18 protein-coding genes are annotated in these 26,355 nt (G+C 69.4%); 12 read left to right on the top strand and 6 right to left on the bottom strand.

What is annotated here, in order from left to right:
* Positions 1-94 precede the first annotated feature (94 nt).
* The 4 genes from J2W22_RS18175 (at position 95) to J2W22_RS18160 (ending at position 6,312) form a co-directional block, all read left to right on the top strand.
* Positions 95-1,444: a UDP-glucose dehydrogenase family protein gene (locus J2W22_RS18175; RefSeq protein ID WP_307119690.1), complete on the top strand. Its 1,350-nt coding sequence runs from the start codon at positions 95-97 to the stop codon at positions 1,442-1,444.
* The gene (locus tag J2W22_RS18170) at positions 1,441-2,454 is read left to right on the top strand and encodes an NAD-dependent epimerase/dehydratase family protein (RefSeq protein ID WP_307119689.1); all 1,014 of its coding nucleotides are present in this window, start codon (positions 1,441-1,443) and stop codon (positions 2,452-2,454) included. The genes J2W22_RS18175 and J2W22_RS18170 overlap by 4 nt, the downstream gene beginning before the upstream one ends.
* 37 nt (positions 2,455-2,491) lie before the next feature.
* The gene (locus J2W22_RS18165; RefSeq protein ID WP_307119688.1) at positions 2,492-3,682 is read left to right on the top strand and encodes a glycosyltransferase family 4 protein; all 1,191 of its coding nucleotides are present in this window, start codon (positions 2,492-2,494) and stop codon (positions 3,680-3,682) included.
* A gap of 446 nt (positions 3,683-4,128) precedes the next feature.
* Positions 4,129-6,312 carry a calcium-binding protein gene (locus J2W22_RS18160; RefSeq protein ID WP_307119687.1) on the top strand — a complete coding sequence of 728 codons (2,184 nt, stop codon included), beginning with the start codon at positions 4,129-4,131 and terminating at the stop codon, positions 6,310-6,312.
* Positions 6,313-6,443: 131 nt separating this feature from the next.
* On the opposite strand, the gene J2W22_RS18155 is transcribed toward J2W22_RS18160, so the two are convergent.
* Positions 6,444-7,601: an acyltransferase family protein gene (locus tag J2W22_RS18155; RefSeq protein ID WP_307119686.1), complete on the bottom strand. Its 1,158-nt coding sequence runs from the start codon at positions 7,599-7,601 to the stop codon at positions 6,444-6,446.
* Positions 7,602-7,790: 189 nt separating this feature from the next.
* Here J2W22_RS18155 and J2W22_RS18150 point away from each other — a divergent pair, with 189 nt between their 5' ends.
* The 3 genes from J2W22_RS18150 to J2W22_RS18140 are packed head-to-tail and all read left to right on the top strand — an operon-like array spanning position 7,791 to position 10,275.
* The gene (locus J2W22_RS18150; protein WP_307119685.1) at positions 7,791-8,978 is read left to right on the top strand and encodes a glycosyltransferase; all 1,188 of its coding nucleotides are present in this window, start codon (positions 7,791-7,793) and stop codon (positions 8,976-8,978) included.
* Positions 8,975-9,538: a polysaccharide biosynthesis/export family protein gene (locus J2W22_RS18145; protein ID WP_307119684.1), complete on the top strand. Its 564-nt coding sequence runs from the start codon at positions 8,975-8,977 to the stop codon at positions 9,536-9,538. Before J2W22_RS18150 ends, J2W22_RS18145 begins: the two co-directional genes overlap by 4 nt.
* Positions 9,538-10,275, top strand: coding sequence for a serine O-acetyltransferase (locus J2W22_RS18140; RefSeq protein WP_307119683.1), 738 nt, complete (start codon positions 9,538-9,540; stop codon positions 10,273-10,275). The genes J2W22_RS18145 and J2W22_RS18140 overlap by 1 nt, the downstream gene beginning before the upstream one ends.
* Here J2W22_RS18140 and J2W22_RS18135 read toward each other — a convergent pair.
* From J2W22_RS18135 to J2W22_RS18115, 5 genes are read right to left on the bottom strand one after another with little or no spacing between them, the layout of a single operon-like run.
* Positions 10,251-15,062, bottom strand: coding sequence for a calcium-binding protein (locus tag J2W22_RS18135; RefSeq protein WP_307119682.1), 4,812 nt, complete (start codon positions 15,060-15,062; stop codon positions 10,251-10,253). The two genes, J2W22_RS18140 and J2W22_RS18135, sit on opposite strands and share 25 nt — an antisense overlap.
* A 13-nt stretch (positions 15,063-15,075) precedes the next feature.
* On the bottom strand, positions 15,076-16,374 hold the full coding sequence (locus tag J2W22_RS18130; RefSeq protein ID WP_307119681.1) for an outer membrane beta-barrel protein: 1,299 nt from the start codon (positions 16,372-16,374) through the stop codon (positions 15,076-15,078).
* On the bottom strand, positions 16,371-17,288 hold the full coding sequence (locus J2W22_RS18125) for an endonuclease/exonuclease/phosphatase family protein (protein ID WP_307119680.1): 918 nt from the start codon (positions 17,286-17,288) through the stop codon (positions 16,371-16,373). The genes J2W22_RS18130 and J2W22_RS18125 overlap by 4 nt, the downstream gene beginning before the upstream one ends.
* A complete protein-coding gene (locus J2W22_RS18120; RefSeq protein ID WP_307119679.1) occupies positions 17,285-18,238 on the bottom strand; it encodes a glycosyltransferase family 2 protein in 954 nt (317 codons plus the stop codon). The genes J2W22_RS18125 and J2W22_RS18120 overlap by 4 nt, the downstream gene beginning before the upstream one ends.
* The gene (locus tag J2W22_RS18115) at positions 18,238-19,107 is read right to left on the bottom strand and encodes a glycosyltransferase (RefSeq protein WP_307119678.1); all 870 of its coding nucleotides are present in this window, start codon (positions 19,105-19,107) and stop codon (positions 18,238-18,240) included. The genes J2W22_RS18120 and J2W22_RS18115 overlap by 1 nt, the downstream gene beginning before the upstream one ends.
* Before the next feature lie 226 nt (positions 19,108-19,333).
* Here J2W22_RS18115 and J2W22_RS18110 point away from each other — a divergent pair, with 226 nt between their 5' ends.
* The 5 genes from J2W22_RS18110 to J2W22_RS18090 are packed head-to-tail and all read left to right on the top strand — an operon-like array spanning position 19,334 to position 26,146.
* Entirely contained in the window at positions 19,334-20,107 is a 774-nt protein-coding gene (locus J2W22_RS18110) for a glycosyltransferase family 25 protein (protein WP_307119677.1), read from the top strand.
* A complete protein-coding gene (locus tag J2W22_RS18105) occupies positions 20,097-21,578 on the top strand; it encodes a lipopolysaccharide biosynthesis protein (protein ID WP_307119676.1) in 1,482 nt (493 codons plus the stop codon). The genes J2W22_RS18110 and J2W22_RS18105 overlap by 11 nt, the downstream gene beginning before the upstream one ends.
* Positions 21,575-22,576 carry a polysaccharide pyruvyl transferase family protein gene (locus J2W22_RS18100; RefSeq protein ID WP_307119675.1) on the top strand — a complete coding sequence of 334 codons (1,002 nt, stop codon included), beginning with the start codon at positions 21,575-21,577 and terminating at the stop codon, positions 22,574-22,576. Before J2W22_RS18105 ends, J2W22_RS18100 begins: the two co-directional genes overlap by 4 nt.
* 25 nt (positions 22,577-22,601) lie before the next feature.
* On the top strand, positions 22,602-24,755 hold the full coding sequence (locus J2W22_RS18095; RefSeq protein ID WP_307119674.1) for a type I secretion system permease/ATPase: 2,154 nt from the start codon (positions 22,602-22,604) through the stop codon (positions 24,753-24,755).
* Entirely contained in the window at positions 24,752-26,146 is a 1,395-nt protein-coding gene (locus tag J2W22_RS18090; protein WP_307119673.1) for an HlyD family type I secretion periplasmic adaptor subunit, read from the top strand. The genes J2W22_RS18095 and J2W22_RS18090 overlap by 4 nt, the downstream gene beginning before the upstream one ends.
* The last annotated feature ends 209 nt before the right edge of the window (positions 26,147-26,355 follow it).

The following is a 26,355-nucleotide window of genomic DNA, read 5'->3' as shown; positions in this document are numbered from 1 at the left end:
AAAGCTGGCAAGTTGACGGCGCCACGGCACAGGATGAGTGTTCGCAGGCGCAACAGAATTAGTATCGTCTCCGCGTATCAGGGAGCAGTGCGTAATGCGTATCGTTATGATCGGGTCCGGCTATGTCGGGCTGGTTTCGGGCGCGTGTTTTGCCGATTTCGGCCATCACGTGACCTGCGTCGACAAGGACGCGAACAAGATCGCCCGGCTCCGCGCCGGCGGAATCCCCATCTATGAGCCCGGGCTGGACGAGCTCGTCGCGCGCAACGTCGCGGCGGGCAATCTCGAATTCACCACCGAGCTCTCCGAAGCCGTCGGCGCGGCGGACGTCGTGTTCATCGCGGTCGGCACGCCGAGCCGGCGCGGCGACGGCCATGCCGACCTCTCCTATGTCTATGGCGCCGCCCGCGAGATCGCCGGCGCGCTGAACGGCTTCACCGTGATCGTCACCAAGTCGACCGTGCCCGTCGGCACCGGCGACGAGGTCGAGCGGATCATCCGCGAGTGCAATCCGGCGGCCGAGTTCGCCGTCGCCTCGAACCCCGAATTCCTGCGCGAAGGTGCCGCGATCGAGGACTTCAAGCGGCCCGACCGCGTCGTCATCGGCATCGAGGACGACCGCGCCCGCGCGCCGCTGGAGGCGGTCTATCGCCCGCTCTCGCTCAACAAGGCGCCGATCGTCTTCACCCGCCGGCGGACCAGCGAGCTGATCAAATATGCCGCCAACGCCTTCCTGGCGATGAAGATCACCTACATCAACGAGATGGCGGACCTGTGCGAGGAGGTCGGCGCCGACGTCCAGGAAGTCGCGCGCGGCATCGGGCTCGACAACCGGATCGGGGCCAAGTTCCTCCATGCCGGCCCGGGCTATGGGGGCTCCTGCTTCCCCAAGGACACGCTGGCGCTGATGAAGACGGCGCAGGACCACGACGCGCCGCTGCGGCTGATCGAGGCGACGATCGCGGTCAACGACCAGCGCAAGCGCGCCATGGGCCGAAAGGTGCTGGCGGCGATGGACGGGCGCGTGCGCGGCCGGACGGTCGCGGTGCTCGGCCTCACCTTCAAGCCCAATACCGACGACATGCGCGACGCGCCGTCGATCGCGATCATCCAGGCACTGCAGGACGCCGGTGCGAAGATCCGCGCCTATGATCCCGAGGGCATGTCCGCCGCCGAGGCGGTGCTGAAGGACGTGGAATATGCCACCTCGCCCTATGCCGCGGCCGAAGGGGCGGCGGCGACGGTGATCGTCACCGAATGGGACGCCTTCCGCGCGCTCGACCTCAAGCGCCTGGCGACGACGATGGCCGAGCCGGTGCTGGTCGACCTGCGCAACATCTATCCGCCCGCCCAGGCGGAGGAAGTGGGCCTGCGCTATGTCAGCGTCGGCCGGCCGGGCAAGCAGGAAGACGCCGAAGCCGCGAACGACAGGCAGGCAGCGTGAGCGCCGGCGGCCCCGTCCTCGTGACGGGCGCCGCTGGCTTCATCGGCCATGCGGTGTCCGAGCGGCTCCTCGCGCGCGGCGAGCGCGTGATCGGGCTCGACAATTTCACCGACTATTATGACGTCGCGCTGAAGGAGGCGCGGGTCGCGCGGCTGGTCGACAATTTCGACTTCCGCCTGGTCCGCGGCGACATCGCCAGCCCCGAGCTGCTCGCCGAGCTGGTGGCCGGGAACGGCGTGCGCCGGATCGTCCATCTCGCGGCACAGGCGGGGGTGCGCTACAGCATCGAGAACCCCTTCGCCTATGAGCACAGCAACCTGAAGGGGCATCTCGCGGTGCTCGAGGCGGCACGCCAGGCCGGCAATGTCGAGCATCTCGTCTATGCCTCGTCGAGCTCGGTCTATGGCGAGCGGCCACTGGGCGGCGAAGGCTTCCGCGAGGACGAGCCCTGCACCGCGCCGGTCTCGCTCTATGCGGCGACCAAGCGCAGCTGCGAGCTGATGAGCCAGAGCTATGCGACGCTCTACGGCCTGCGGATGAGCGGGCTGCGCTTCTTCACCGTCTATGGCCCCTGGGGCCGGCCCGACATGGCCTATTTCGGCTTCGCCCAGAAGATCCTGCTCGGCCAGCCGATCGAGGTCTATGGCGAGGGCCGGATGGCGCGCGACTTCACCTATATCGACGACATCGTCGACGGGGTGGTCGGCGTGCTCGACAAGCCGCCGGCAGCGGGCGAGCACCGGCTGCTCAACATCGGCGACTGCGATCCGGTCGGCCTGATGGACATGATCGCCACGCTCGAGCGCGCGCTCGGCCGCCAGGCGGTGAAGCTGATGCGCCCGATGCAGCCGGGCGACGTGACCGCGACCTTCGCCGACATCTCGGCGATCCGCGCGCTCACCGGATACAGTCCCAAGGTTTCGCTCGCCCAGGGCATCGAGCGGTTCGTCGACTGGTATCTGAGCGAGATCGAACAGGGTGGAAGAGGGCCGATGGCAGCGGTGGCCTGAGCCGGGAAAACCGGCCGGGCGAGTACGGAGTATCGACATGCTGCAACGGACAAGTGCGTCTACCGGCGGTGCCGATGGCCCGCCGACCATCTGCGTAACCGGGTTGCGCGGCTTCCCCCATGTCATGGGCGGGATCGAGAGCCATTGCGAGGAGCTGCTGCCGCGGATCAAGGCACTATGGCCCGATCACCGCTCGGTGGTGCTCGGCCGCGCACCCTATCTGCCCGAGGCCGTGAACGAGCATCGCGGCGTCGAGATCGTCGGCATCCCCTGCCCGCGCCAACAGCATCTCGAGGCGATCGTCTCGACCTTCCTCGCGGTGCTTTCCGCCCGCAAGCGCGGCGCGGACCTGATCCATATCCATGCGATCGGCCCGGGCCTGCTGGCGCCCTTCGCCCGGCTGCTCGGGCTCAAGGTGGTCGTGACGCATCACGGCACCGATTATCACCGCGCCAAATGGGGCAAGGTCGCCCGCACTGCGCTGCGCAGCGGCGAGTGGCTGGCGCTCAACTTCGCCCACCGGGTAATCGCCGTCTCGCCCTCGCTGGCGACGCAGCTCAAGCGCCAGTTCCCGGCCCGCGCGCAGACGATCAGCTACATCCCCAACGGCACGTCGGACCTGCCCGGCGATGCCGATCCCGATCTGGTGCTCGAGCGGATCGGCGTGGAGCGCGGCAAGTTCCTGCTCGCCGTCGCCCGGCTGGTGCCGGAAAAGGGCCTGCACGACCTGATCGAGGCGTTCGAGGCGTCCGGCTCCGATGCGAAGCTGGTCATCGCCGGCGCCACCGATCACGAGAGCGACTATGCCCGCGCGCTGATCGAGCGCGCCGGCGACCGGGTGATCTTCGCCGGCGTCCAGTCGCGCGCGACGCTCAAGTGCCTCTACGAGAACACCGCGCTGTTCGTGATGCCGAGCTATCACGAGGGCCTGCCGATCGCAGCGCTGGAAGCGGCAAGCTGCGGCGCGCCGATGCTGCTGAGCGACATCCCCGCCAATCTCGATATCGCCCTGGACGCGCGCAACTATTTCCCGGTCGGCGACGTCGCGGCGCTGACCGATCGGCTCGATGCGGACTGCGCCGAGTTCCAGGTCGACCGCGACACGGTGCGGGCGCGGTTCAGCTGGGACAAGGCGGCGGAGGACACGCTGGCGGTCTATCGCAGCGCACTGGCGCCGGGGCGGGAGACGCCGCGTGCTTCCGGGCAGCCGGGTGTCGCTAAGGGCTAACCCCTCTCAAAAACGTCACCCCGGCCCAAGGCCGGGGTGACGATTGGAGACGGGGAGAGCCCTAGGCTCGCAACCGACCCAGCACCTCCGCCCGGCTCGCCGCGTCGATCTTCCCTGACACCACAATCCCGCCAGCCCCCAGCACCGCCCGCGCGATCGCCGGCCGCCAGGCATCGCCGCGCCATTGCCAGCTGCGGATCCGCCAGCGGCCCGGCCCCTCGGCCTCCACGACCAGGCTCGGACGCAGCGCAGCATCGCCGTCCGGGAGCCGTGCAGCGCATGCACTTCCCGCTGCAAGTCCCGTAATCGAAACGATAAGTTCCCGACGGTCCACCGCAATAACCCCTCGGCTGATCAGCATAATCCCGGCTTAACCACGCTGCGATGCACCACGGCATCTAAATTGATCGATGTTAAGCATCGAACAACCACGGGGTCGCCGAGCCATGCCCAGCCTGTACATTTCGCCTGCCGGATCCGGAGACAAAAGCGGCCGGGACATCAACAACGCAGCGTCGATCGGTTCGCTCAACACGCTGATCGGAAAGGCCGGACCGGGCGGCGAAGTGCTGCTGCTCGCCGACCAGGGCGATTATGGCGTCACCGGCATCCTGGGCATCACGCGCGGCGGCACCGACGGCAATCCGGTGACCGTTCGCGGTATCGATTCCGCCGGCAATGCCATGGAAGCGCATTTCAGCGGCTCGCGCCCGACCGACTGGCAGGCGGGCGACGTCGCCGGCAACGAGCTGTTCAAGCTCGGCACCGGCGCCAGCAACCTGGTGTTCCGCGACCTGCAGATCGACAATGTCGGCACTGCCTTCCGCGTCACCGCCGACCTGAGCAACCTGCGCATCGAGGGCGTCGACGCCAGCAACGTCCGCCGCTTCTTCGAGGATTATTCGAGCGCGGCCTCGGGCACCGCGACGATCACCGGGCTCACCCTGCGCGACATCGACGTGAAGGGCTTCTCCAAGGCGGCGATCCGCCTCCAGTACGACACCAACAACGTGCTGATCGACAATGTCCGCGCCGACATGGCCGGGCAACTGGGCGACGACCTGCCCGAAGGCGTGCATCTCGACGGCACCGTCCACAATGTCACGCTCAACCAGGTGACCATGGAGAATGTCCAGAGCACCGCCGGCGCCTATTTCAACGGCGACGGCTTCGCGACCGAGCGCGGCGTCTATGACGTGCGCTTCATCGACACGGTCGCGCGCGGCAACAGCGATGGCGGATACGACCTCAAGTCGACCGGCACCGTGCTGGTCCGTGCGCTCAGCGAGGAGAATGGCCGCAACTTCCGGCTGTGGGGCGAGGCGACCCTGATCGACCCGACCGGCCGCAACCCGGTGCTGCGCGGCGGCATCTCCGAGCAGAACCAGCTCTGGCTCGATACCGCGGCCAACGTCACCGTGATCGGCGGCCATTTCGACGATGCCGGATCGCGCACCAAGGTGATCTCGTCGAATGGCAAGCTCACGCTGCAGGGCGTCGAGATCACCCATTCGGAGCTGTCGATCCTCGCGACCCAGGCCAGCCTGCCCGGCCTCACCGGCGCCGCAACGATCCGCGAGACGCTGGCGGTCGACCAGGGCGCCGCTTCGCCCGGCGCGACCAGCTATGTCGCGCTGCTGCCCCTGCCCGCCACCGCGACCGCGGACACCATGACCGGCACCTCGCGCGACAACATCTTCCTGGTCGACCATGCCGGCGACCGGATCACCGAAGCCGCCAATGCCGGCATCGACCGGGTCGAGACGACGCTCGCCAGCTACACGCTGGGCAGCAACATCGAGAATCTGATCCGCCGCGGCGCGGCCGACTTCACCGGCACCGGCAATGCGCTTGGCAACATGATGATCGGCGGCGCGGGCAGCGACACGCTGAGCGGGCTCGACGGCAATGACGACATCGCCGGCAATTCGGGCGCCGACGTGCTGAGCGGCGGCAATGGCGAGGATCTGCTCCAGGGCCAAGCCGGCGCCGACAGCCTGCTCGGCGGCTGGCAGTCGGACACGCTGATCGGCGGGACGGGGGCGGACCGGCTGGTCGGCGATCTCGAATGGCTGAGCAGCCAGGGCGCCAACGACCGGCTCGACGGCGGCGACGATGCCGACCTGCTGATCGGCGACGCCGCCAACATCTATGGCAGCGGCAAGGGCGGCAACGACAAGCTGACCGGCGGCGCAGGCGACGACATATTGATCGGCGACGGCGACGTGATGAAGGACAATGCCAGGGGCGGCGCCGACACGCTGGAGGGCGGCGACGGCAATGACTGGCTCTATGGCGACGGTCGCGATTCGACTGGGACGGTCGCCGGCGGCGCCGACAAGCTCTATGGCGGCGACGGCCCCGACCATCTGATGGGCGGCGGCGGCAACGACCAGCTGTTCGGCGGCGGCGGCGCGGACTGGTTCGTCTTCGAACCGGGCTCGGGCGCCGACGAGATCGGCGACTTCGCCTCGGGCCAGGACCATATCGACCTGAGCGCCTTCGATATCGCCTATGAGCAGCTCAGTTTCACCACGAGCGCGGAGGGAATCCGTATCGGGGTGGGCGCCGAAAGCATCTTCCTGCGCGGCACCCAGAGCGTAAGCGCGAACGATTTCGTGTTCGGCTAGGTCCTTCCATCGTCATCCCCGCGAAAGCGGGGACCCATCTCGGGGAGATGCCGCGGTCACACCAGCAGTCGGATCGGGTGGCGCGTGCAGGAGATGGGTCCCCGCTTTCGCGGGGATGACGGGAGTAATCCTCAAGGCGCCGCCAGTTCCTCCGGCACCGTCTGCCGCGACCGCACCGCGTTGCCGGTAGCCCTTCGGATCACCGCCTTGCCCAGCTTCTGCCCGGGCAGCTCGACGAGCTTGTAGGTCACGAACGCCAGCGCATAGGTGACCGGCACCACCACCGCCCCGGTCAGCACGAACCGCCCGGCCGCGCCCAGCCCGGTACCGAAATGGCCGATCACCGCCGCCGCCACCGGCTGCAGGATCAGCAGGTGGATCAGATAGGTCCCGTAGCTGAGCTCGCCCAGCCAGTGGAACGGCCGGCTCCCGAGCAGCCGCGAGACGCCGTCGACCACGCCCAGCGAGCGCAGATGGACCAGCGCGAAGAAGCCGAGCACCAGCAGCTCGCGCACCGCGAAGTGGAGCAGGTCCTGCTCGCCGCCGATCGGGATCGCCGCGAGCAGCAAGGCCAGGCCGAGATGCATCCAGCTCCGCCCGCGTCCCTCGCCCGGATCGGCGGCGATCAGCATGCCGCACAGGAAGAGCTGGAGCTTGAGCGCCAGGAAGGACGGCATCGGCCAGTCGAGCCCGGCCGCGCCTGCGAGCAGCGCCACGACAACCCCGCCCGCCGCCGCGACCAGCGCCATCGGCATCCAGCCGATCCGCCGGGCGAGCAGCACCAGGAAGGGGAAGAGCGCGTAGAATTGCATCTCCAGCCCCAGGCTCCAGTCGGGCAGCGCGGTACGGAAAGCATAGTCGGGCAGCAGCCCAAAGACGAAGCTCAGATGCGCGGCGATATTGGCCAGGCTGGCATCGGTGTAGCGCTCGTGCGGCTGGAGCGCCTGGCCGAGGAAGGTGTCGATCGCCACCCGGCTCTCATAGATGGCCGGCCCGGCGATCAGCGCCGCCGCCAGCGTCACATAGAAGAGTGGCGCGAGCCGGAAGAAGCGCCGCGTCCAGAACGCCGTCCAGGTGCCGGGCGCACTCCAGTCCTCGCTGCCGGCGCGCAGCTGATACTGGAACACCATCAGGAAGCCCGAGAGCAGGATGAACAGGTCCACGCCCAGGTCCGGCTTGCTGACCAGCGGCAGGCGGAAGCCGGTGAGGATCATCATGTGCCCGATCAGCACCCATAAAGCCGCCAGGCCGCGCAACCCGTCGAGACATTCGACTCGCCGAATGGCCATGATGCTTCTCCGAAATCGTCCCTGAACACCCGGTTGTTAGCGGGGCATCCGGGGCCCGCGCGCCGCCTAAGCGGTCAGTTGCCCCACCGGGGCGACAGGGCGGTCGCGCACGTGGTGCATTGCAGCAAATCCGCGTGGTACGCCCTTGGGCAAGGGGGCCGGATTTCGCGCGGAAGCGCACGAGGGACGATGCCGGACAACAAGCGAATAGTCTTCGCGATCAATTCACTCGCCGGCGGCGGCGCCGAGCGCGTGCTCACCACCCTGCTCGGCGGATCGGCGCCGTGGCGCAACCGGTACGACGTGCACCTGGCGCTGCTCGACGACGAGCCGCGCGCCTATCCGGTGCCCGATTGGGTGGAGGTCCACCAGCTCGATGCACGGCACAAATTGCTGCCCAGCCTCAAGCAGATGCGCGCGCTGGTCGACCGGCTCGCGCCCGATGCGACGCTGAGCTTCCTCACGCGTGCCAATGTCGCCAATGCCTGGGCGATGGCGGGGCGCGGCCGGCCCTGGCTGATCAGCGAGCGGGTCAACACCAGCGCGCATCTCGGAAAGGGCCGCGGAGCGATCGCTGCCAAAGCGATGGTCCGCATCGCCTATCCCCGCGCCGCGCACGTCATCGCGGTGTCGGAGGGCGTGGTCGATGATCTCGCCGACAATTTCGGCGTCGCCCGCGCCCGCATGTCGGCAATCGCCAATCCGATCGACCATGACCAGATCGCGGCGCTCGCCGCCGAGCCGCCGGCCTTCACCCCCGCCGGCCCCTATATCGTCGCCGCCGGCCGGCTCGTGCCCAACAAGAACATGGCGCTGCTGCTGCGCGCCTATGCCAAGGCCGATCCGGGCGCCCGCCTGGTGATCCTCGGCGAGGGCCCGGAACGTCCGGCGCTCGAGCGGCTGGCCGCCTCGCTCGGCATCGCCGGCCGGATCGACATGCCGGGCTTTGTCGCCAATCCCTTCGCGCTGCTCGCCCGCGCCCAGGCCTATGCCATGCCCTCCAATGCCGAGGGCTTCCCCAATGGCCTGGTCGAGGCGATGGCCTGCGGCGTGCCGGTGGTCGCGACCAACTGCGCCTCGGGCCCCTCCGAAATTCTGGCGGACCGCCCCCGCAGCGCGGTGATCGGCGGGATCGATGTCGATGCCGGCGCATTGGTCCCCACCGATGATGTCGATGCTTTCGCTGCGGCGCTCCGCCGCGTGCTCGTCGAGCCGCGCCGCAGCGCCTGTGGCGTGCGTGCGCGTGCCCGCTCGCGGGCGTATGGCGTCGAGCAGGCGGCGGCCAATTACTGGGCCAGGATCGAAGCCGCGCTCGCCGCGCCGTCCCGCCCGCAACCCGTTGACAATGTACGTCGCGTTCAGGGAGCAAATCGATGAAGTGGCACATGCAGATCGCGCTGGCGGGGGCGCTGGCGCTACTCGGCGGATGCGCCGGCCAGACTCCGCTTGCCGGCCGCGGCGACGCCCCGCCGCCCGCCGCCGCCTTCACTCTTTCGCCGGGCGACAAGGTGAAGGTCGCCACCTATGGCGAAGTCTCGCTCACCGGCGATTTCGAAGTCTCGCCCGGCGGCACCATCGCCTTCCCGCTGATCGGCGAGGTCAAGGCGGCCGGCATGCAGCCCGACCAGCTCTCCAAGGCGATCGAGACCCAGCTGCGCGAAGGCTATCTGCTCGAGCCCAAGGTCTCGGTGCAGGTCGCCAGCTTCCGCCCGGTCTACATATTGGGCGAGGTCAACAAGCCCGGCGAATATCCCTATACCCAGGGCCTCACCATCCGCGGCGCGGTCGCCAAGGCGGACGGCTTCACCTACCGCGCCAATGAGAAGCGCGTCTTCCTCAAGCGCACCGGCGAGCCCGGCGAGCGCGCCTATCCGCTGACCGCCGATTTCGCGGTGCTGCCCGGCGACACGATCCGCTTCGGCGAGCGCTATTTCTGATGGACATGGCCACCGCATCGCTCGCGCCCGAATTGGCGCTAGCCGAGCCCTTGCCCGAAAGCGGCAAGCCCCATCTGCGCGGCTGCCCGGTCAGCTTCGCCAAGCTGAAGGCGCTGCTCGCCGCCGACCTGTACCGCTATGCCGGCCGGGTCAGCGCGGGCGCCTTCCTCAAGCATTATGCCTTCACGCCCGGCTATAAATACACCGTGCTGATGCGCACCGCCGGCTGGCTGAGGCTCAAGCCGGCCAAGGCCTTCGGCTTCTATCCGCTGGCCAAGTGGCTGCTGCTGCGCGCCCGCTACAAATATGGCTTCGCTATCCCCGAATATATGGAGATCGGTCCGGGCTTGTTCCTCAACCGGTTCGGCGGCTTCTATTTCCATGGCGACACGGTGCTGGGCAGCAACGTCAACATCACCCACGGGGTGGTGCTGGGATACATGAACCGCGGCGCCAAGCGCGGGGCGCCGGTGATCGGGGACCGGACCTTCCTCGGCTCGGGGGCCAAGGTGATCGGCGGGATCCAGGTCGGCGCGGAAGCGGCGATCGGCGCCAATGCGGTGGTGACCAAGGACGTGCCCGAGCGCGGCGTGGTCGGCGGCATTCCCGCCAAATTGCTCTCCGACCAGGGCTCGGACGGGTACATCAACCGTCTCGCCCCGCCCGAGCTGCTCGCCGCGTGCGAGGGCGCGCTGCACGGCTGGCGCGAGGGTCAGCCGAACACGAAGTCCGCCTGATCGAGCGCGGTGGCGCCGCGCACGAAGATCGTGTCGGTGCCACCCAGCTGGATCGTCACCCCTGCGCTGCTGGTGGTGAAGCGCAGCTGTTCATAGGCGATATCGAAGGCGCTGAGGTCGATCCGGTCGGCCTCGGCGCCGCCGCGGGTGAAGTCGGTGATCTCGTCGGCACCCGACCCCGGCGCGAAGACGAAGCGGTCGCTCCCGCCGCCGCCGGTCAGCTTGTCGTTGCCGCCCTTGGCGCCGGCAGCCATGTTCACGGCATCGCCGTAGAGCACGTCGTTGCCGAGCCCGCCGATCAGCGTGTCCGCCCCGCCGACCCCGCTCGCGGTCATGCTCATCCCGTCGCCGACCAGCACGTCGTCGCCGTCGCCCCCGTCGAGCGTGTCCTTGGCGGCGAGTGACGAGACCCATTCGCTATCACCGACCAGCAGGTCGTTGCCGGCCCCGCCATAGAGCCTGTCGGTCTGCTGCCCGCCATAGAGCGTGTCGCCGCTATCCTCGCCGTAGAGCAAATCCTCGTTCTTGCCGCCGTCGAGCCGGTCGGCGCCGATCCCGCCCCAGAGCGTGTCGTTGCCGTCGTCGCCCGACAGCGTATCGGCGCCCGCCCCCCCGGTCAGCACATTGGCGCCGGCGCTGCCGAGCAGCGTGTCGTCGAAGGACGAGCCCTGCGCATTCTCGATGCCGACCAGCCTGTCGCCGGTGGCGTCGCCGCCCGTCGCGGTCTGGCTACGCAAATTGACCAGCACCCCGCCCAGCGACCCGGCATAGTCGACCGTGTCGGCCCCGGCCCCGCCGTCGAGCACGTCGCCGCCCGATCCGCCGCGCAGCATGTCCGCGCCGTCGCCGCCGGTCAGCCGGTCCTCGCCGCCGGCGCCGACCAGGAAATTGTCGAGCGCATTGCCGGTCAGCGTCGCGCCGACCGTGCCGGTATAGACCAGCTCCTCGATATTCGCGCCGAGCGTGTAGTTGTTGGCGGCGGTGCGGATGCGGTCGCGGCCCTCGCCTGCCGCCTCTATCACCTGGTCGCCGGCCTCGAAGACGACATAGAGGTCGTTGCCGGTGCCGCCGCGCAGCACGTCATTGCCGCTGCCGCCGTCGAGCTGGTCGTCGCCCGCCCCGCCGACCAGCACATCATCGCCGCCACGCCCATAGAGCATGTCGCCGACCAGCACATTGTCGCTGCCGGTGATGCTGTCGGCATAGTTGGAGCCGATCACCGTCTCGATGTTGAAGAGCCGGTCGCCCTCGGCCTCGCCGCCATGATTGTCATTGGTCGCCAGGTTCACCGTGATCGCGGTGGACTTGGTGTAGTCTGCCTGATCGCGTCCCGCCCCGCCGTCGAGCAAGTCCGCGCCCGCGCCGCCGACCAGCTTGTCGTCGCCGTCGAGCCCGTACAGCGCATCGCCCAGCGCCTTGCCGTAGAGGCTGTTGTCGAGCGCATTGCCCGTGCCGGCCAGGGCGCTGCTCCCGGTATAGCTGAGGTCCTCGACCCCCTCGGCGAGAGTCAGCATCGCGAGGCTGGTGCGGACGATGTCGGTCCCGCCGCCCAGCGCCTCGATCACCTGGTCGCCGGCATTGTCGACCACATAGCTGTCGTCGCCAGCGCCACCGATCATCAGGTCGGCGCCCGCACCGCCATCGATCGTGTCACTGCCGCCGCCGCCCTCGATCCGGTTGGCATTCGCGTCGCCGGTGAGCGTGTCGGCAAGGCCGCTGCCGACCACCGCCTCGATGCCGGAGATGCTGTCCCCCTGCGCATCGCCGCCCGACACCGCGCCGGTGGCAAGGTTGACCTTCACCGCCGCGGCGCTGCCCGAATAGACCAGGGTATCGAACCCGTCCGCTCCATCGATCCGGTCGCCGCCCGCACCGCCGACCAGGATCTGGTCGCCACCATCGCCGATCAGCGTGTCCGCAAAGCCGGTGCCGATGAAGCGCTCCACGCCGTCGAACCGGTCGCCCTCGGCATCGCCGCCGCTGCTCGCGCCGGTCTGGAGGTTGATCGAAACCGCCACCGCATTGGTGCTGTAGTCGACCGTATCCACCCCATCGCCGCCGATCAGCACATCGGCACCCGCACCGCCCTGGAGCAGGTCATCGCCGCCGCGCCCGTCGAGCCGGTCCGCCCCCGCGCCGCCATAGAGCGCCTCGGCAATGCCGGTGCCCGACAGAATGTCGTCAAAGGCCGAGCCGGTCAGACCCTCGATGCCGACCAGCCGGTCGCCCGCCGCATCGCCGGTGCTGGCCTGCACCGACAGGGCAAGATCGACCTGCACTGCCGTCGCCGAGCCCGAATAGTCCGCGGTATCGAAGCCCTCGCGCCCGTCGAGCAGGTCCGCGCCGGCACCGCCGGTCAGCCGGTTGCTGCCGGCATCGCCGCTCAGCACATCGTCGAATTCCGAGCCGATCAAATCCTCGATCCCGACCAGGCTCGCTCCGCCCGAGGCGGTGCCCGTGGCCAGGTCCGCCGTCACTGCGCTCGCGCTGTTCGAAAAGTCCGCCGCATCGACGCCGGCGCCGCCATCGAGCCGGTCCGCACCGCCATTGCCGACCAGCCGGTCGTTGCCTGCACCGCCCGATAGCGCATTGGCCGCGCCATCGCCGACCAGCACGTCGGCAAAGCTGGAGCCGACCAGGTTCTCGATCCCGGCCAGCACATCGCCCTGCGCATCGCCGCCGCTGCCGTTGCCGCCCAGCACGGCCGTCACCCCCGCGCTGCTCGACGCATAATCGGCGGTGTCGATCCCCGCGCCGCCGGTCAGCCGGTCCGCGCCGGCACCACCGACCAGGACATTGTCGAACGCATCGCCGGTCAGCACATCGTCGAAACGCGAGCCAACCAGTCGCTCGATCCCCCCGAGCCGGTCGCCCTGGGCATCGCCGCCCGTGCCGGTACCCGCAACAAGGTCGATCGTGACGGCCGCGCCGCTGCCAGAATAGTCCGCACTGTCGAACCCGCTACCGCCGGTCAGCGTGTCCGCCCCCGCCCCGCCGACCAGCAAATCGTCGCCGCCGCGCCCGTCGATCCGGTCGTCGCCCGCGCCGCCACCGAACCAGTCGGCGCCTTCGCTGCCGGAGAGGATATCGGCGAATGCCGATCCCTCCACCGCCTCGATCCCGCTCAGCCGGTCGCCCGCCGCCTCGCCGCCGCTCGCCGCGCCATTGGCAAGGTCGACCGTAACCCCGGCGGCGCTGCTGCCATAATCGACCCGGTCGATCCCGGCCCCACCATCGAGCAGGTCCGCGCCCGCACCGCCATCGAGCATGTCGTCCCCGGCACCGCCCGAGATCATGTCGTCGCCATTGCCGCCGAACAGCCGGTTCGCGCCGGCATCGCCCGCCAGCGTGTCGGCAAAGCCCGATCCCTCGACGTCCTCGAACCCGTCGAACAGATCGCCCGTGGCATCGCCGCCGCTGGCGGTGAGCCGGGTCAGGTCGACCCGCACCGCGGCGGTGCTGCCGGCATAGCTGAGCAGGTCGCGCCCCGCCCCGCCGACGAGGATGTCGGCCCCCGCACCGCCGGCCAGCACATCGTCGCCGGCATTGCCGACCAGCATGTCGTTGCCCGCGCCGCCCAGCAGCACATCCGCGCTCGCGCTGCCGCCGACCATGTCGTCGCCCGAAGTCCCCGCCGTCACCACCAAGTGCTGCCCGTCCAGGGTCAGCACCGATCCGGTACCCTTCTTGGTGGTCACCGTGCCCGTGCCGATGGCGAGGCCATAGTCGCGTACCGTCAGCGCGCCGTTCTTCTCGGCCAGGTTGAACAGGGTCGGCGAGCCGGGATCGGAGAAGAACGCCCCGTCGATCGTCGCGCTGGCGCCCTCGGCCAGCCAGATATGCTCGCGATTGCCCCCGGCGAGCGGCGCGCCGGCATCGAGGCTGACGATGTTGCTCAACTGCGCGCCGGTGCCCCACAGGCGGATGTTGCGGCCATTGCCCGAGACGATCGCCCCGTCGACCACCACCCCGTTGCTCTTCAGGTCGAGCCCGCCATCGCTGTTGCCGGTGGCGATCACGTCGCGCAGCGTGATGTTGTAGGTGCCGCGCTCGGTCGCGAAGCCGTCGCCGTTGCGATAGTCGTTCACCGTGTCGAGCGCGTTGCGCATCGCGACATGGTCGACCAGCACGTCGTGGGCGGTGCCGTCGATATGCACGCCGATCGCGAAATTGTCGCCGTCCTGGAACTGGCTGTCGCCGCGGACATCCTCGATCAGCACGTTGCTGCTGTTGTACTGGACGCGGATCGCGCCCTTGGAATAGCCGTCCACCGCGACGTCGCGGATCGTCAGCCCGGCGATGCTCGCGCTGGCGTTGGCACCCGAAGCGACGTCGTCGAAGAAGCGCGCGACATTGCCCGCCGTGACATGCTCGATCGTCAGGTTGCTCAGGTCTCCGCCGACGCGGATTGCCGTGCCGACATTCTCGAAGGCGAGGTCGCTGAACCGCAAATTGTTCGCCCCGCCGAGCAGGCGGAAGACTTCCTCGCCCGCGGGATTGGCCGGATCGAACGGCTCGAGCCGGGTGCCCGTGATCGTCGCCGCCATCGCATTGCCGGCGCTGTCGACCCCGCGGATCGTCACCGGCGCCGCGGCGGTGCCGCCCGCGACGATCGCCAGCGCCTCGGTCGGTGCGGTATAGGCGCCCTGGTCGGCGAGCATCAGCACCTGACCGCCCGGCCCGGCCGCGGCGATCAGCTTCGGCAGGTCCTTCAGCGTCGCGGCATTGGCCGCGCTGGAGCCATCGCCCGAGCCGGTGCCGGTCGGCGAGATGTAGAGTATGGGCATGGCCAGGGTCTCCTCATAGGCCCGAGAAGGTCACCCCCATTGAAATCCGGTCGTCCGCGAAGTTGCGCCCGGCGCTTGCCCCGCCGCTCGACTGGGTGCGCCGCTGCAGATCGAGCCGCAGCGCCATGCGCTTGCTGACCAGATAGGAAGCGCCGGCGCGCCAGGTCCAGCGATCGTCGCGCCGGTCGATGTCGTTGAAGTCGCGCTTCTCCAGCTCGCCGCCGACGCCCAGGATCAGGTTGCGCAACAGCTCGTAATCGGCGCGCAGCGTGAAGTTGGTAGCGAGATAGCCGGTCGCGCCATTGACCCCGGTCTCGCGGATGCCGCGATCGACCGTGCCGGTGATCGTCACCAGCGGGGTGAGGAAATAGGCCAGTTCGCCGCGCACGAGGAAGCCGGAAATGTCCTTGAACTGCGCCGGCTTGTAGTCCTGCTGGAGATAGCCGAGCCGCAGCGATCCGCGCGCCTTTCGTCCCAGTTCGAAGCTCGCGCCGCCGGCCAGCTCGAAGCCGCTGGAATCGCGCGCCGGCACCGGCCCGGTCCGTTCTCGATAGTCGCGCTGGTTGAGCGTGCCCGCGACGAAGAAGGCAATGCTCGGGCTCAGCGCATATTCGCCGATCGCGGTGCCCGTGTACGTCGTGTGGTCGCGGAAATCCTGGTCGATCGGCGCGCCGCCCGGCGTCACGCTGTCGGCGTAGTTGCGGTTCTCGACATCGAACACGCCGCGCACCCGCAACCGGTTGAAGACGTGCGTGTAGGCCAGGTTCGCCCCGCTCAGGGTGAAGCGGATCGGGCGCGAGGCCTGGCTGGGCGAATCGGGCGAGACGCGCTCCTGGCTGTAGCGCCCGTTGCGCAGCGCCACGTTCAGCGTGTCAGACCTGCTGATCGTGTAGAGCGCGCCCGCGTTCACCGCATATTGGGTGGCGTTCTCGCTCGCGCGATTGGCATAGCGCAGCAGGTCGAGCTCGGCGTCGAAGTTGAGCTTGAGCGTTGGCGAGGGCCGCACCAGCGAGACCTTGGGGCGGATGCGGACATAGGCGTCGCCGATCCGGTCGCTCGGCTGGGCATAGAGATTGTCGTCATAGCCCGCGCCGATCGCGACGCGCGGCAGCAGCTCGAACGTGCCCACCCGGATCGGCTCGGGCGTATAGGCCGGGCGCCGCCGCTCGAGCACGCTGACGTTGCGGTCGCGCCCGAAGCTGTTCTCGGTCGAGACCGAGCCGAGCCCGTCGGTCGCATCCGATTGCTGGGCGAGCGCGGGCGCCGCGAAGCTGCCGGAGACCAGCAGCGCAAGGAAGGCGGCGCGCTTCACCGGCGGCCCAAAGTCACGAGGATCGGGCGATGGTCCGATCCGGTCGCGGGCAATGCCTGTGCCGAGACCAGCCCCCAGTCGGGCCCGGCATAGAGCTGGTCGATCGGCAGCACGGGAACGAGGCGCGGCCAGCTCGGCAGCGCCCGGGTCATGCGGGTGAGGGGTTCGAAGGCGCGGTCCTGCTCGCGCATCGCGGCCGCCCATGGAGTGAGGTTCATGTCGCCTGCAACGATGAGGGGGTCGCGATTGATCCGTGCCAGCGCCTGCGCGACCGATTGCCGGTCGACCGCCTGGTCGCTCGAGGTCGGCCGCGGATAGTGGAGCGTGATCACGGTGAAGGGCCGGCCGTCCGGCGCGGTGATCCGTGCCCAGAGCACCGGCGGGCCGAACTTGCGGCCCTTCGCATCCTCGAGGAAATAGTCGCTGTCGGCGATCGGCCAGCGCGAGAAGATCGCGAGATCGCAGCCCCGCGGGCATTTGGTGCCATAGGGGAAATGCTGGCGCAGCGCCGCGAGCATCGGGCGGAAACCGAGATCGACTTCCTGCAGCATCACCACATCGGGCCGGGCGTCGAGGATCGCCTGGGCGGTGCCGGCCGGGTCCGGATTGCCGTGCCAGACATTGTGGGTCAGCACCCGCACCTGCGTCATGCCCGATCGCGCCCGGGGCTGGTCGCGCAGCAGCTCGGGCACCATGCCGATCGCCACCGGCGCCAGGGCGACCAGCGCACCGGCGATCGCCCAGCCGCCCGGGCGCCAGCGCAGCGCCAGGCCGAGCAGGATCGCCAGCCCGAACAGCGGCAGGAACGAGGCGATGACGTCGAGCATCGGGTCCATGCCGCCCGCCAGCGACAGCCACGCCGCGATACCGCCCCCGCCGATCAGCAGGGTGCCCAGGGCCCGGACCAGCCTCACGCGCGGGCGAGCAGCCGATTGCGCAGGGCATGGCCGGATTGCCGGATCGATGCGGGGATCAGCTTGGCGGCAAGCAGCAGCGCCGCGGTGCCCGTCCCTTCGGGCAGATAGATGTCGCCCAGCCTGATCGCGGTCCGCCCCGGATATTTCATCGCGTAGCGGGCATAATGGGCGATCTCCTGGTTCACCAGCCGCCGGAGCAGGCTGGCCTCGCGCCCGGTCGCCCCGGCGAGGATGGTCCGCGCGGTCTCGACCAGGCAGGGCAGGTCGAGCGTGGTGGTCGATTTGCTGACCTTGTTGTCGCTGTCGCGGTGGAACACGGCGGTAACGCGCGGGTCGTAGCGCAGCGTGCCCTGGGCGAGCACGCGCAGCCACAGATCCTTGTCGCCGCCGCGCACCGCCCGGCCTTCGGGAAACAGCCCGGCCTCGAACAGCGCGTCGCGGCGGATCGCGATCGCCCCGGTCCACATCGGGCATTCGCGCACCGCCAGCCAGGCGGAGAGGAAGCCGGCAAGGTCGAGCGTCTGCGCTTCCTCCAGCTTGTGCACGATGCGCTGCGGCTGGGTGCGGTCCTCGAACACATGGTCGAACCGGGTTGCCGCCGCATGGACCTGCGGGTCGGCTGCGATCCCCTCGGCCAACACGGCGAGGTGATCGGGCTGCCACAGGTCATCGGCGTCGAGGAAGGCGATCCAGTCGCCGCTCGCCGCATGGATGCCCAGATTGCGCCCGGCATAGCCGCCCGGCCCCGGCGTCGGCAGGTCAAGCAGCTTGATCCGCTCATGCCCGATCGCCGCGACCAGCTCGCGCCCGCCATCGGTCGAGCAATTGTCGATCACCAATATCTCGTGCGGCGCTAGCGTCTGGTCGAGCGCGCTCTCGATCGCGGCGCGGACATGCGCGGCCTTGTTGTAGAGCGGCATGACCACGGAGAAATGTGGGACGGTCATCAGTCGCGTGCTGCCTTTCTGCCCCCGGCGAGTTGCAGGAATTCGCCCACCGCCACCCCGGCAAGCTCCAGCGTCAGAAGCATCACCGCCAGCCGGCGGCGCATCGTCAGTTCGCGCGAGATTGCCGCGCGGCGCAGCCGCCGCACGGTATCGACCGCGGTGATCCCCAGCACATGAACGAGCCGCGGGCGCTTCGCGGTACGGTCCCAGCGCCCGCCGCTCAGCCGCCGGCGCTTGTGGACCAGCTCGGCCCGGCTCGCGCGCACAGGATGGCGCACGACCATCGCGGGGACATAGACGAGGGGATGGCCGGCTTCCTTGATGCGCAGCGCCATCTGCCGGTCGCCGCCCGACTTCAGCCCGGCGTCGAACCCGCCCAACTCCTTGAGCAGCGCCGTCTCGCTCGCCCAGTTTGCCGTCGCGCAATTGCCACGCGCCGCATGCGCCTGAGGGAAGGAGAAGAGCCTCTCATAATCGCCGAATACCTCGCGCTCCTGCGCGATCTCGTCGAACAGCTCGATCCTGCCGGCGAGCACGCCGAAGCCCGGATTGACCGCCGCGGCCCGCAGCACCTGCTCGAGCCAGTCGGGCGCGGGCTCACAATCGGCATCGGTGAAGGCGGTTATCGGCGCGCGGACATGCCCGATCGCCAGGTTGCGCGCGGCATAGGAGCCGGGCCGCTTCTCCTCGAGCAGCTCGACACCCGGATAGCGCCGCGCGATATCCGGCGTGGCGTCGCTCGACCCATTGTCGACGACGATGATCTGATATGCGTCACGCGGGAGCGTCTGGCGCGCAAGCGCATCCAGGCAGCGGCCGAGCACCGCTTCGCCGTTCCACACAGGTATGACGACTGCGACTTGAAACATAGATACGCCTGTCCAGTGCTAGTCGCGGCTCAGTCAGCCCGCCGCACTGCCCGGGTCAACCGCATGCCGCGCCTGCGAAAGACGAGCCGCCCCTTTGGCCGGGTGACCGGAGCCCGGGGCGCCTTCGCTCTCGAATAATTGCCCGCTACCAAGGATCACGCCGGACCAATCGTTGTTGTTGCACCGCACAAGCGATGCAGTGACCGTGAGCAGGAGGCGTGTACCCGTGCGTGAATTCCAGCCCGAATCGGGCCCCGAATCGAGCATCGCCACCGAGATCGCGGTGGTCTCGCTCGAAACCGCCACCGCCCGTCGGGAGGCTTTTGCCGCGCGTGCGGCGGGCACCTCGCTCGCCTGGCGCTTCTTCGACGCGTGCACCGCCCCGGCCCAGGGCATGACGATCGACGAGCCCGCGATCCGCCGCAACAAGGGCCGGGCGATGAGCAAGGGCGAGATCGGCTGCTATGCCAGCCATTTCTCGATCTGGCGCGACATGGTCGCGCTCGGCGTGCCCCAGGCGATCGTACTCGAGGACGACACGCTGGTCGACTGGGCCTATCTTGAGCCGCTCGCCGCCACCGATCTCCACGCCCAGGGCATCGACTATCTGCGCCTCTACGCCAAGCGCCCGACCTGGCAGCGCGTGGTGAAGCGTGACTTCCTCCAGCATTCGCGCACCATCGTCGAGCTGGTCGGCCCCGCCTATGGCACCCAGGGCTATGCGATCACGCTGGAGGGCGCGCGCCGCCTGGTCGCGCATTGCCGCACCGTCCGCCGCCCGATCGACGACGAGATGGACCGCAGCTGGGCGCACGGCCTGCCCAATCTCGCGCTGTTCCCCGCGCCGATCCTCGAGGCGGCGATCGTCTCCGACATCGGCCCCTCGCGCTTCGGCCCGAAGAGCGACCCGCTCTATCATTCGGTCAAGCAGAAGGCCTGGCGCCATATCGAGCGCACGCGGATGCGCATGCTGAAAGCGAGGCGCCTGCTTGAACGCTGAGACTCCCGCGCGCTTCGACGACGGCCTGCGCGCGCGCAGCCGCAGCTCGATCGGCTGGACGATCACGCGCTTCCTGTCGGACCAGCTCTTCTCCTTCATCGTCTTCGTCATCCTCGCGCGCCTGCTCACCCGCGCGGACATCGGTGCGTTCGCGGTGATGGCGGTAACCGCCGAGGCCTTCCGCATCATCGCCACTGCCGGGCTGGTCCAGACGATCGCCCGCAGGCGCGAGCTCACTCCCCAGTTCCTCGACACCATCTACCGCTCGCAGCAGGGCTTCTCCTTCCTCTCCGCCGCGCTGATCGTCGCGCTCGCCCAGCCGATCGCCGACCTGATGGGCGCGCCGGCCATCGCCCTGCCGCTCGCGGTGATGAGCCTGGTCCTGCCGATCTCCTCCTTCGGCGGCACCCACCTTGCCCTGCGCCTGCGCGAGTTCGGCCACCGCACCACGGCGCTGCGCTCGGTCGTCGGCGGACTGATCGGCGGCACCTGCGCGGTGGTCGCCGCCTTTGCCGGGCTCGGGCTGTGGAGCCTGGTCATCCAGCGTCTCGTCACCGAGATCGCCGGCGTGTTCCTGTCGCGCGCTTCCTATGACTGGAAGCCGGGCTGGAAGTTCGAGATGCCGATCCTGCGCGGCAACCTCATGCTCAACGCCAGCCTGATCTATGTCCAGCTGGTCTTCCTCGCCACCGTGCGCGTGCAGGAAATGGCGATCGGCGCGGGCATCGGCCTGGCCGCGGTCGGCGTCTACCGCACGGCCTGGCGCACCGTCGAGCTGATCGGCCGCGGCGCGATCCAGCCCTTCACCCAGGTCGCGGTGCAGACCCTCGCCCGGGTCAAGGACGAGCCCGCCGAGCTGCGCCAGGCATATCGCTGGATGATTGCCCAGGCCTCGGCAATCTCCTTTCCGGCGCTGGTCGGCTTCGGCGCGCTGGCACCCGTCGCAATCCCCACCGTGTTCGGCGCGAAATGGGACGAGGCCGGGCAACTCGCCCAGATCTTCGCGTTCATGGCCGTGCCCTTCACGCTCAACTTCTTCGCCTCGCCCTCGCTCAGCGTCCTCGGCGCCTCGCGCAGCCTGATGTCGCTGTCGACCACCCAGCTCGTCCTCGGCGTGATCCTGACGCTGGCGGCGCTCCCCTATGGCCTGCTCGCCGTCGCCATCTCCTATGTCGGGCGCGCGTACCTTACCCTGCCGATGCAGATCCTGCTGCTCCGCCGCGCCTCGGGCATCCGCCCGGTCGATACCTGGCGCGCGGTCGGTGCCCCGCTCGTCGCCTCGACGCTGATGGGCGTGGCGCTGGCGGTCGCGATGCGGCTGCTCGACACCCATCTCTCGGGCTGGAGCGTGCTGCTCCTGCTCAGCGCATCGGGCGCGCTTTTCTACGGGATCGTGCTGCTCGCCATCTCGCGGCCGTGGCGCGGCCGCCTCCTGACCCTGTCCAGACGCCTCAGAAAGGGCCGGATATGACCATCAAGACCGCCGACCAGCTTGTCGGCGAACTCGCCCAGCGTTTCGCCCAGGTCCTCGACACCGTGCTGCCCCCGGGCAAGCTCGCCCTGGTCGACTTCCCCGATCATTCCAATGTCGGCGATTCCGCCATCTGGCTCGGCGAGATGGCCTATCTGCGCCAGCGCGGTCGGCTGCCCGCTTATTATTCCGCGATCGCCGATTTCGACGATGCGGCCTGCCGCGCCGCGATCGGCAATGACGGCACGATCCTGATCCATGGCGGCGGCAACATGGGCACGCTCTGGCCCAAGCACGAAGCCTTTCGCCTGCACCTGTTGCGCACCCATCGCGGCCGGCCGATCGTCCAGATGCCCGAGTCGATCCACTATGCCGACCCCGCCGCGGCGAAGGAGATGGCCGAGGCGATCCGCGACCACGGCGCCTTCACCCTGCTGGTCCGCGACGCCCGCTCGCTCGCCTTTGCCCGCGAACATTTCGACTGCGAGATCCATCTGTGCCCCGATGCCGCGCTGATGCTCGGCCGCCAGCAGCGTTCCTCCGCCACCGTGCCGGTCTTCGCGCTGCTGCGCACCGATCACGAGCGCTCCGCCGACGATGCCGCGGTGCCCGCCGGCGTGGCCGTCGACGACTGGCTGGAGGAGGACGGCGCCCAGAAGCGCTTCCTGCGCCTCTCGCTCAAGCTCGGCCGCCTGGTCACCCGCGATCCGATGGCCCAGCGCCTCGCCCGCCAGCGCCGCCTCGCCGAATGGCGCTTCCAGCGCGGCCTGGCAATGCTGTCCTCGGGCGAGCTGGTCGTCACCGACCGGCTCCACGCGCACATCCTCTCGCTGCTGCTCGATATCCCGCACGTGCTGCTCGACAACAGCTACGGCAAGGTCGCCGGCTTCGCCGACCAGTGGACCGGCGACTATGCCGGCCTGCTGCGCGCCACCAGCCGCGCCGAGGGCTTCGCCACCGCGCTGGCCTGCCGCACCCCGCAGATGGTCACCGGCTGAGGAGCCCGCACCCAGAGGAGGGACCGTGAAGCAGGACCTGTCCTTCGACCCCGCCCCGGAGCCCGCCGACAACGGGCTCGCCGCCCTCGCGCTGATCCTCGCGATGCACCGCGTCGCCGCCGATCCGGCCGAGCTGCGCCACGATCTCGGCCATGCCGATCCGGCCGGGGCCGACGACCTGCTTCGCCTCGCCCGGCGCATCCCCGGCGTTCGCGCCCGCGCCACCCGAGGCGATTTCGAACGCCTCCGCCGCCTGCCTTTGCCCGTGCTGGCCAGCGGCGCCGAGGGCTGGTTCGTCATCGGCCGGGTCGGCGAGGATGCCGTCGCGGTCCAGCGCCCCGGCGCCGAGATCGAGCGCTGGGACCGCGCCGCGCTCGAGGCCCGCTGGTCGGGCCAGCTGCTCCTCGTCACCACCCGCGATTCCGCCCAGGTCGCCGCCCAGCGCTTCGACTTCACCTGGTTCATCCCCCAGATCGTCAAGTACCGCCGGCTGATCGGCGAGGTGCTGCTGATCACCCTGGCGCTCAACCTGCTCGGCCTCGCCGCCCCGCTCTTCTTCCAGAACGTTGTCGACAAGGTGCTCGCCCATAACAGCCTCGCCACGCTGCAGGTGCTCGCGCTCGGGCTGGTGCTGGTCTCGCTTTGGGAAGTCGCGTTCGGCTGGCTGCGCACGCGGCTCTATTCGGAGACCAGCCAGAAGCTCGACGTCGAGCTGGGCAGCCGCCTCTTCCGCCACCTGCTCCGCCTGCCCATGGCCTATTTCGAGAACCGCCGCGTCGGCGACACCGTCACCCGGGTCCGCGAGCTGGAGACGGTGCGCGAGTTCATGACCAATGCCTCGCTGACGGTGCTGGTCGATCCGCTGTTCACGATCGTCTTCCTCGTCGCGATGTGGCTCTATTCGCCGACGCTGTTCGTGATCGTCGCGCTCACCTTGCCCGCCTATGTGATCGTCTCGCTCGCCGTCACCGGCCCGCTGCGCCGCCGCCTCGACGAGAAGTTCGCCCGCGGCGCCGCCAATAATTCGCTGCTGGTCGAGAGCGTCTCGGGCATGCAGACGCTCAAGGCCGCCGCGGTCGAGCCGCAATGGCAGGATCGCTGGGAGCGCCAGCTCGCCGCCTATAGCGCCGCCAACCAGCGGGTGATCAACCTCGGCAATTCCGGCAGCCAGGCGGTCCAGCTGATCTCGAAGCTGAGCCTCGCCGCGATCCTGTTCTTCGGCGCCCAGGCGGTGATCGCCGGCACGCTCACCGTAGGCGGGCTGGTCGCGTTCAACATGTTCGCCCAGCGCGTCTCCGGCCCCGTCATCCGCATGGCGCAGCTCTGGCAGGACTTCCAGCAGGTCCGCCTCTCGGTCCAGCGGATGGGCGACATCCTCAACACCGGTACCGAGCCCGGCGCCGGATCGCGCACTGCTTTGCCCGCGCTCGCCGGCCATGTCCGCTTCGAGAATGTCCGCTTCCGCTATGCCGCCGACGGCCCCTGGACGCTCGACGAGATCAGCCTCGACCTGCCCGCCGGCACCACGCTCGGCATCGCCGGCGCCTCGGGTTCGGGCAAGTCGACCCTGACCAAGCTGCTCCAGCGCCTCTACCTTCCCGCTGCCGGCCGGGTGCTGGTCGACGGCGTCGACATCGCCCAGATCGACCCGGCCTGGCTCCGCCGCCAGATCGGCGTGGTGCTGCAGGAGAACATCCTGTTCAACCGCTCGATCCGCGAGAATATCGCGCTCGCCGATCCGGCCATGCCGATCGAGCGGGTGATGACCGCCGCCCGCCTTGCCGGCGCGCACGACTTCATCCTCGCCCTCCCCCAGGGCTATGACACGATCGTCGAGGAGCGCGGGGTCAATTTCTCGGGCGGTCAGCGCCAGCGCCTCGCCATCGCCCGCGCGCTGATCACCAATCCGCGCATCCTGATCCTCGACGAAGCAACCTCCGCGCTCGATGCCGAGAGCGAGGAGATCGTCCAGCGCAACCTGAAGGCGATCGCCGCCGGCCGCACCGTGCTGATCATCGCCCACCGCCTCTCGGCGATCCGCCAGTGCGACCGCATCCTGACGATGGACAAGGGCCATATCGTCGAAAGCGGCACGCATGACGAGCTGCTCCATCTCGGCGGCCGCTATGCCGCGCTCCATCATCGCCAGATCGGCGTGCAGGCGGGAGCGGCGGCATGAACGCGGTCACTCGACACTGGACCGCCGTGCGCGACGCGCTCGACAATGAGCGGGCGCGTTCCCGCTCGGTCCTCCGCACCGAGGAGACCGACTTCCTCCCCGCCGCGCTGGAAGTGGTCGAGCGCCCGGTCTCGCCGACGGCGCGCGTCACCGCCTGGGCGCTGCTCGGGCTGCTCGTCGTCGCCCTGCTCTGGCTGTTTCTCGGCCGGGTCGATGTCGTCGCTTCGGCGCCGGGCAGGCTGGTCCCCGCCGACGACGTCAAGCTGATCCAGCCGGGCTCGGGCGGGATCGTCCGCGCGATCCTGGTCCGCGACGGCCAGAGCGTGCGCGCCGGCCAGCCGCTGGTCGAGCTCGATCCCACCGTCTCCGATGCCGATGCCGCCCAGGCGGGCAAGGCGCTGGAGACCGCCCAGCTCGACGCCGCGCGGCTGCGCGCGATCCTCTCGGCGCTCGACGGCCAGGGGCTGCGCTTCACCCCGCCTGCCGGCACCACGGCCGAGGTTGCCGCCACCCAGGCCGCGCTAGCCCGTGCCCAGCTCGCCGAGATCCAGGCAGGCAGCCAGACGCGTGCCGCCGACACCGAATCCGCGCGTGCCGCCCGGGCCGAGGCGCAGATCCAGGCCGCCAAGCTCAGCGAGACGCTGCCGCTGCTCGACGAGCAGATCGCTGCCAACGAGACGCTGCTGGCGAAGGGCTATGTCTCGAAGCTCAAGGTGATCGAGATGCGCCGCCAGCGCCTCGCCGCCGCGCGCGACCGCGACGCCGCGCTCGCCACCGCGCGCAAGGCCGAGGCGCAGATCGCGGTGGCTGGCGGCAATTCGAGCCAGTCGACCGCCGAGGCCCGCGCCCGCATCCTCGCCGACCTCGCCAAGGCAGAGAGCGACGCGCGCCTGCGCCAGGAGGAGCTGACCAAGGCCACGAAACGCTCCAGCCTCCAACGCCTCGTCAGCCCGGTCGACGGCACCGTCACCCAGCTCGCGGTGCACACGGTCGGTGGTGTGGTCGAGGCGGCCAAGCCGATCATGGTGATCGTGCCGGCGCGCGGGAAGCTGGTCGCCGAAGTGACGATCGCCAACAAGGATGTCGGTTTCGTCGGCGCCGGCCAGCCGGTCGCGCTCAAGGTCGAGGCCTTTCCCTTCACCCGATACGGCGCGGTGCCGGGCCGGCTCGAGCAGATCAGCTCGGATGCGGTGCAGGACGAGAAGCAGGGACTGATCTACACCGCCCGGGTGACGCTGGACCGCGCGACGATCCGGCGCGACGGCGCCAACGTGCCGCTCACCCCCGGCATGGCGGTAACCGCCGACATCCGCACCGGCCGCCGCTCGCTGGCGAGCTACCTGCTAAGCCCGATCGACGAGATCCGCACGACGGCAGGACGAGAGCGGTAGCCTCTTCTCCGCCCCCCGCCGCCATCCCCGCACTCTATTCGTCATCCCCGCGAAGGCGGGGATCCAGAGTCAAAAGGGTCACCGCTCTGCCACCCTGGATCCCCGCCTTCGCGGGGATGACGAAGGGAGGAAAGTGCCGGCCCCGATCGCTATCCCGGACTGGTTGCAAAATAGGATTCCCCCTGCTTCCCTCACCCGGCCTGGCAACA

This window comes from Sphingomonas kyeonggiensis (assembly GCF_030812785.1).
Lineage (GTDB): Bacteria > Pseudomonadota > Alphaproteobacteria > Sphingomonadales > Sphingomonadaceae > Sphingomonas > Sphingomonas kyeonggiensis_B.
This window is presented reverse-complemented; position numbering and strand designations above follow the sequence as displayed.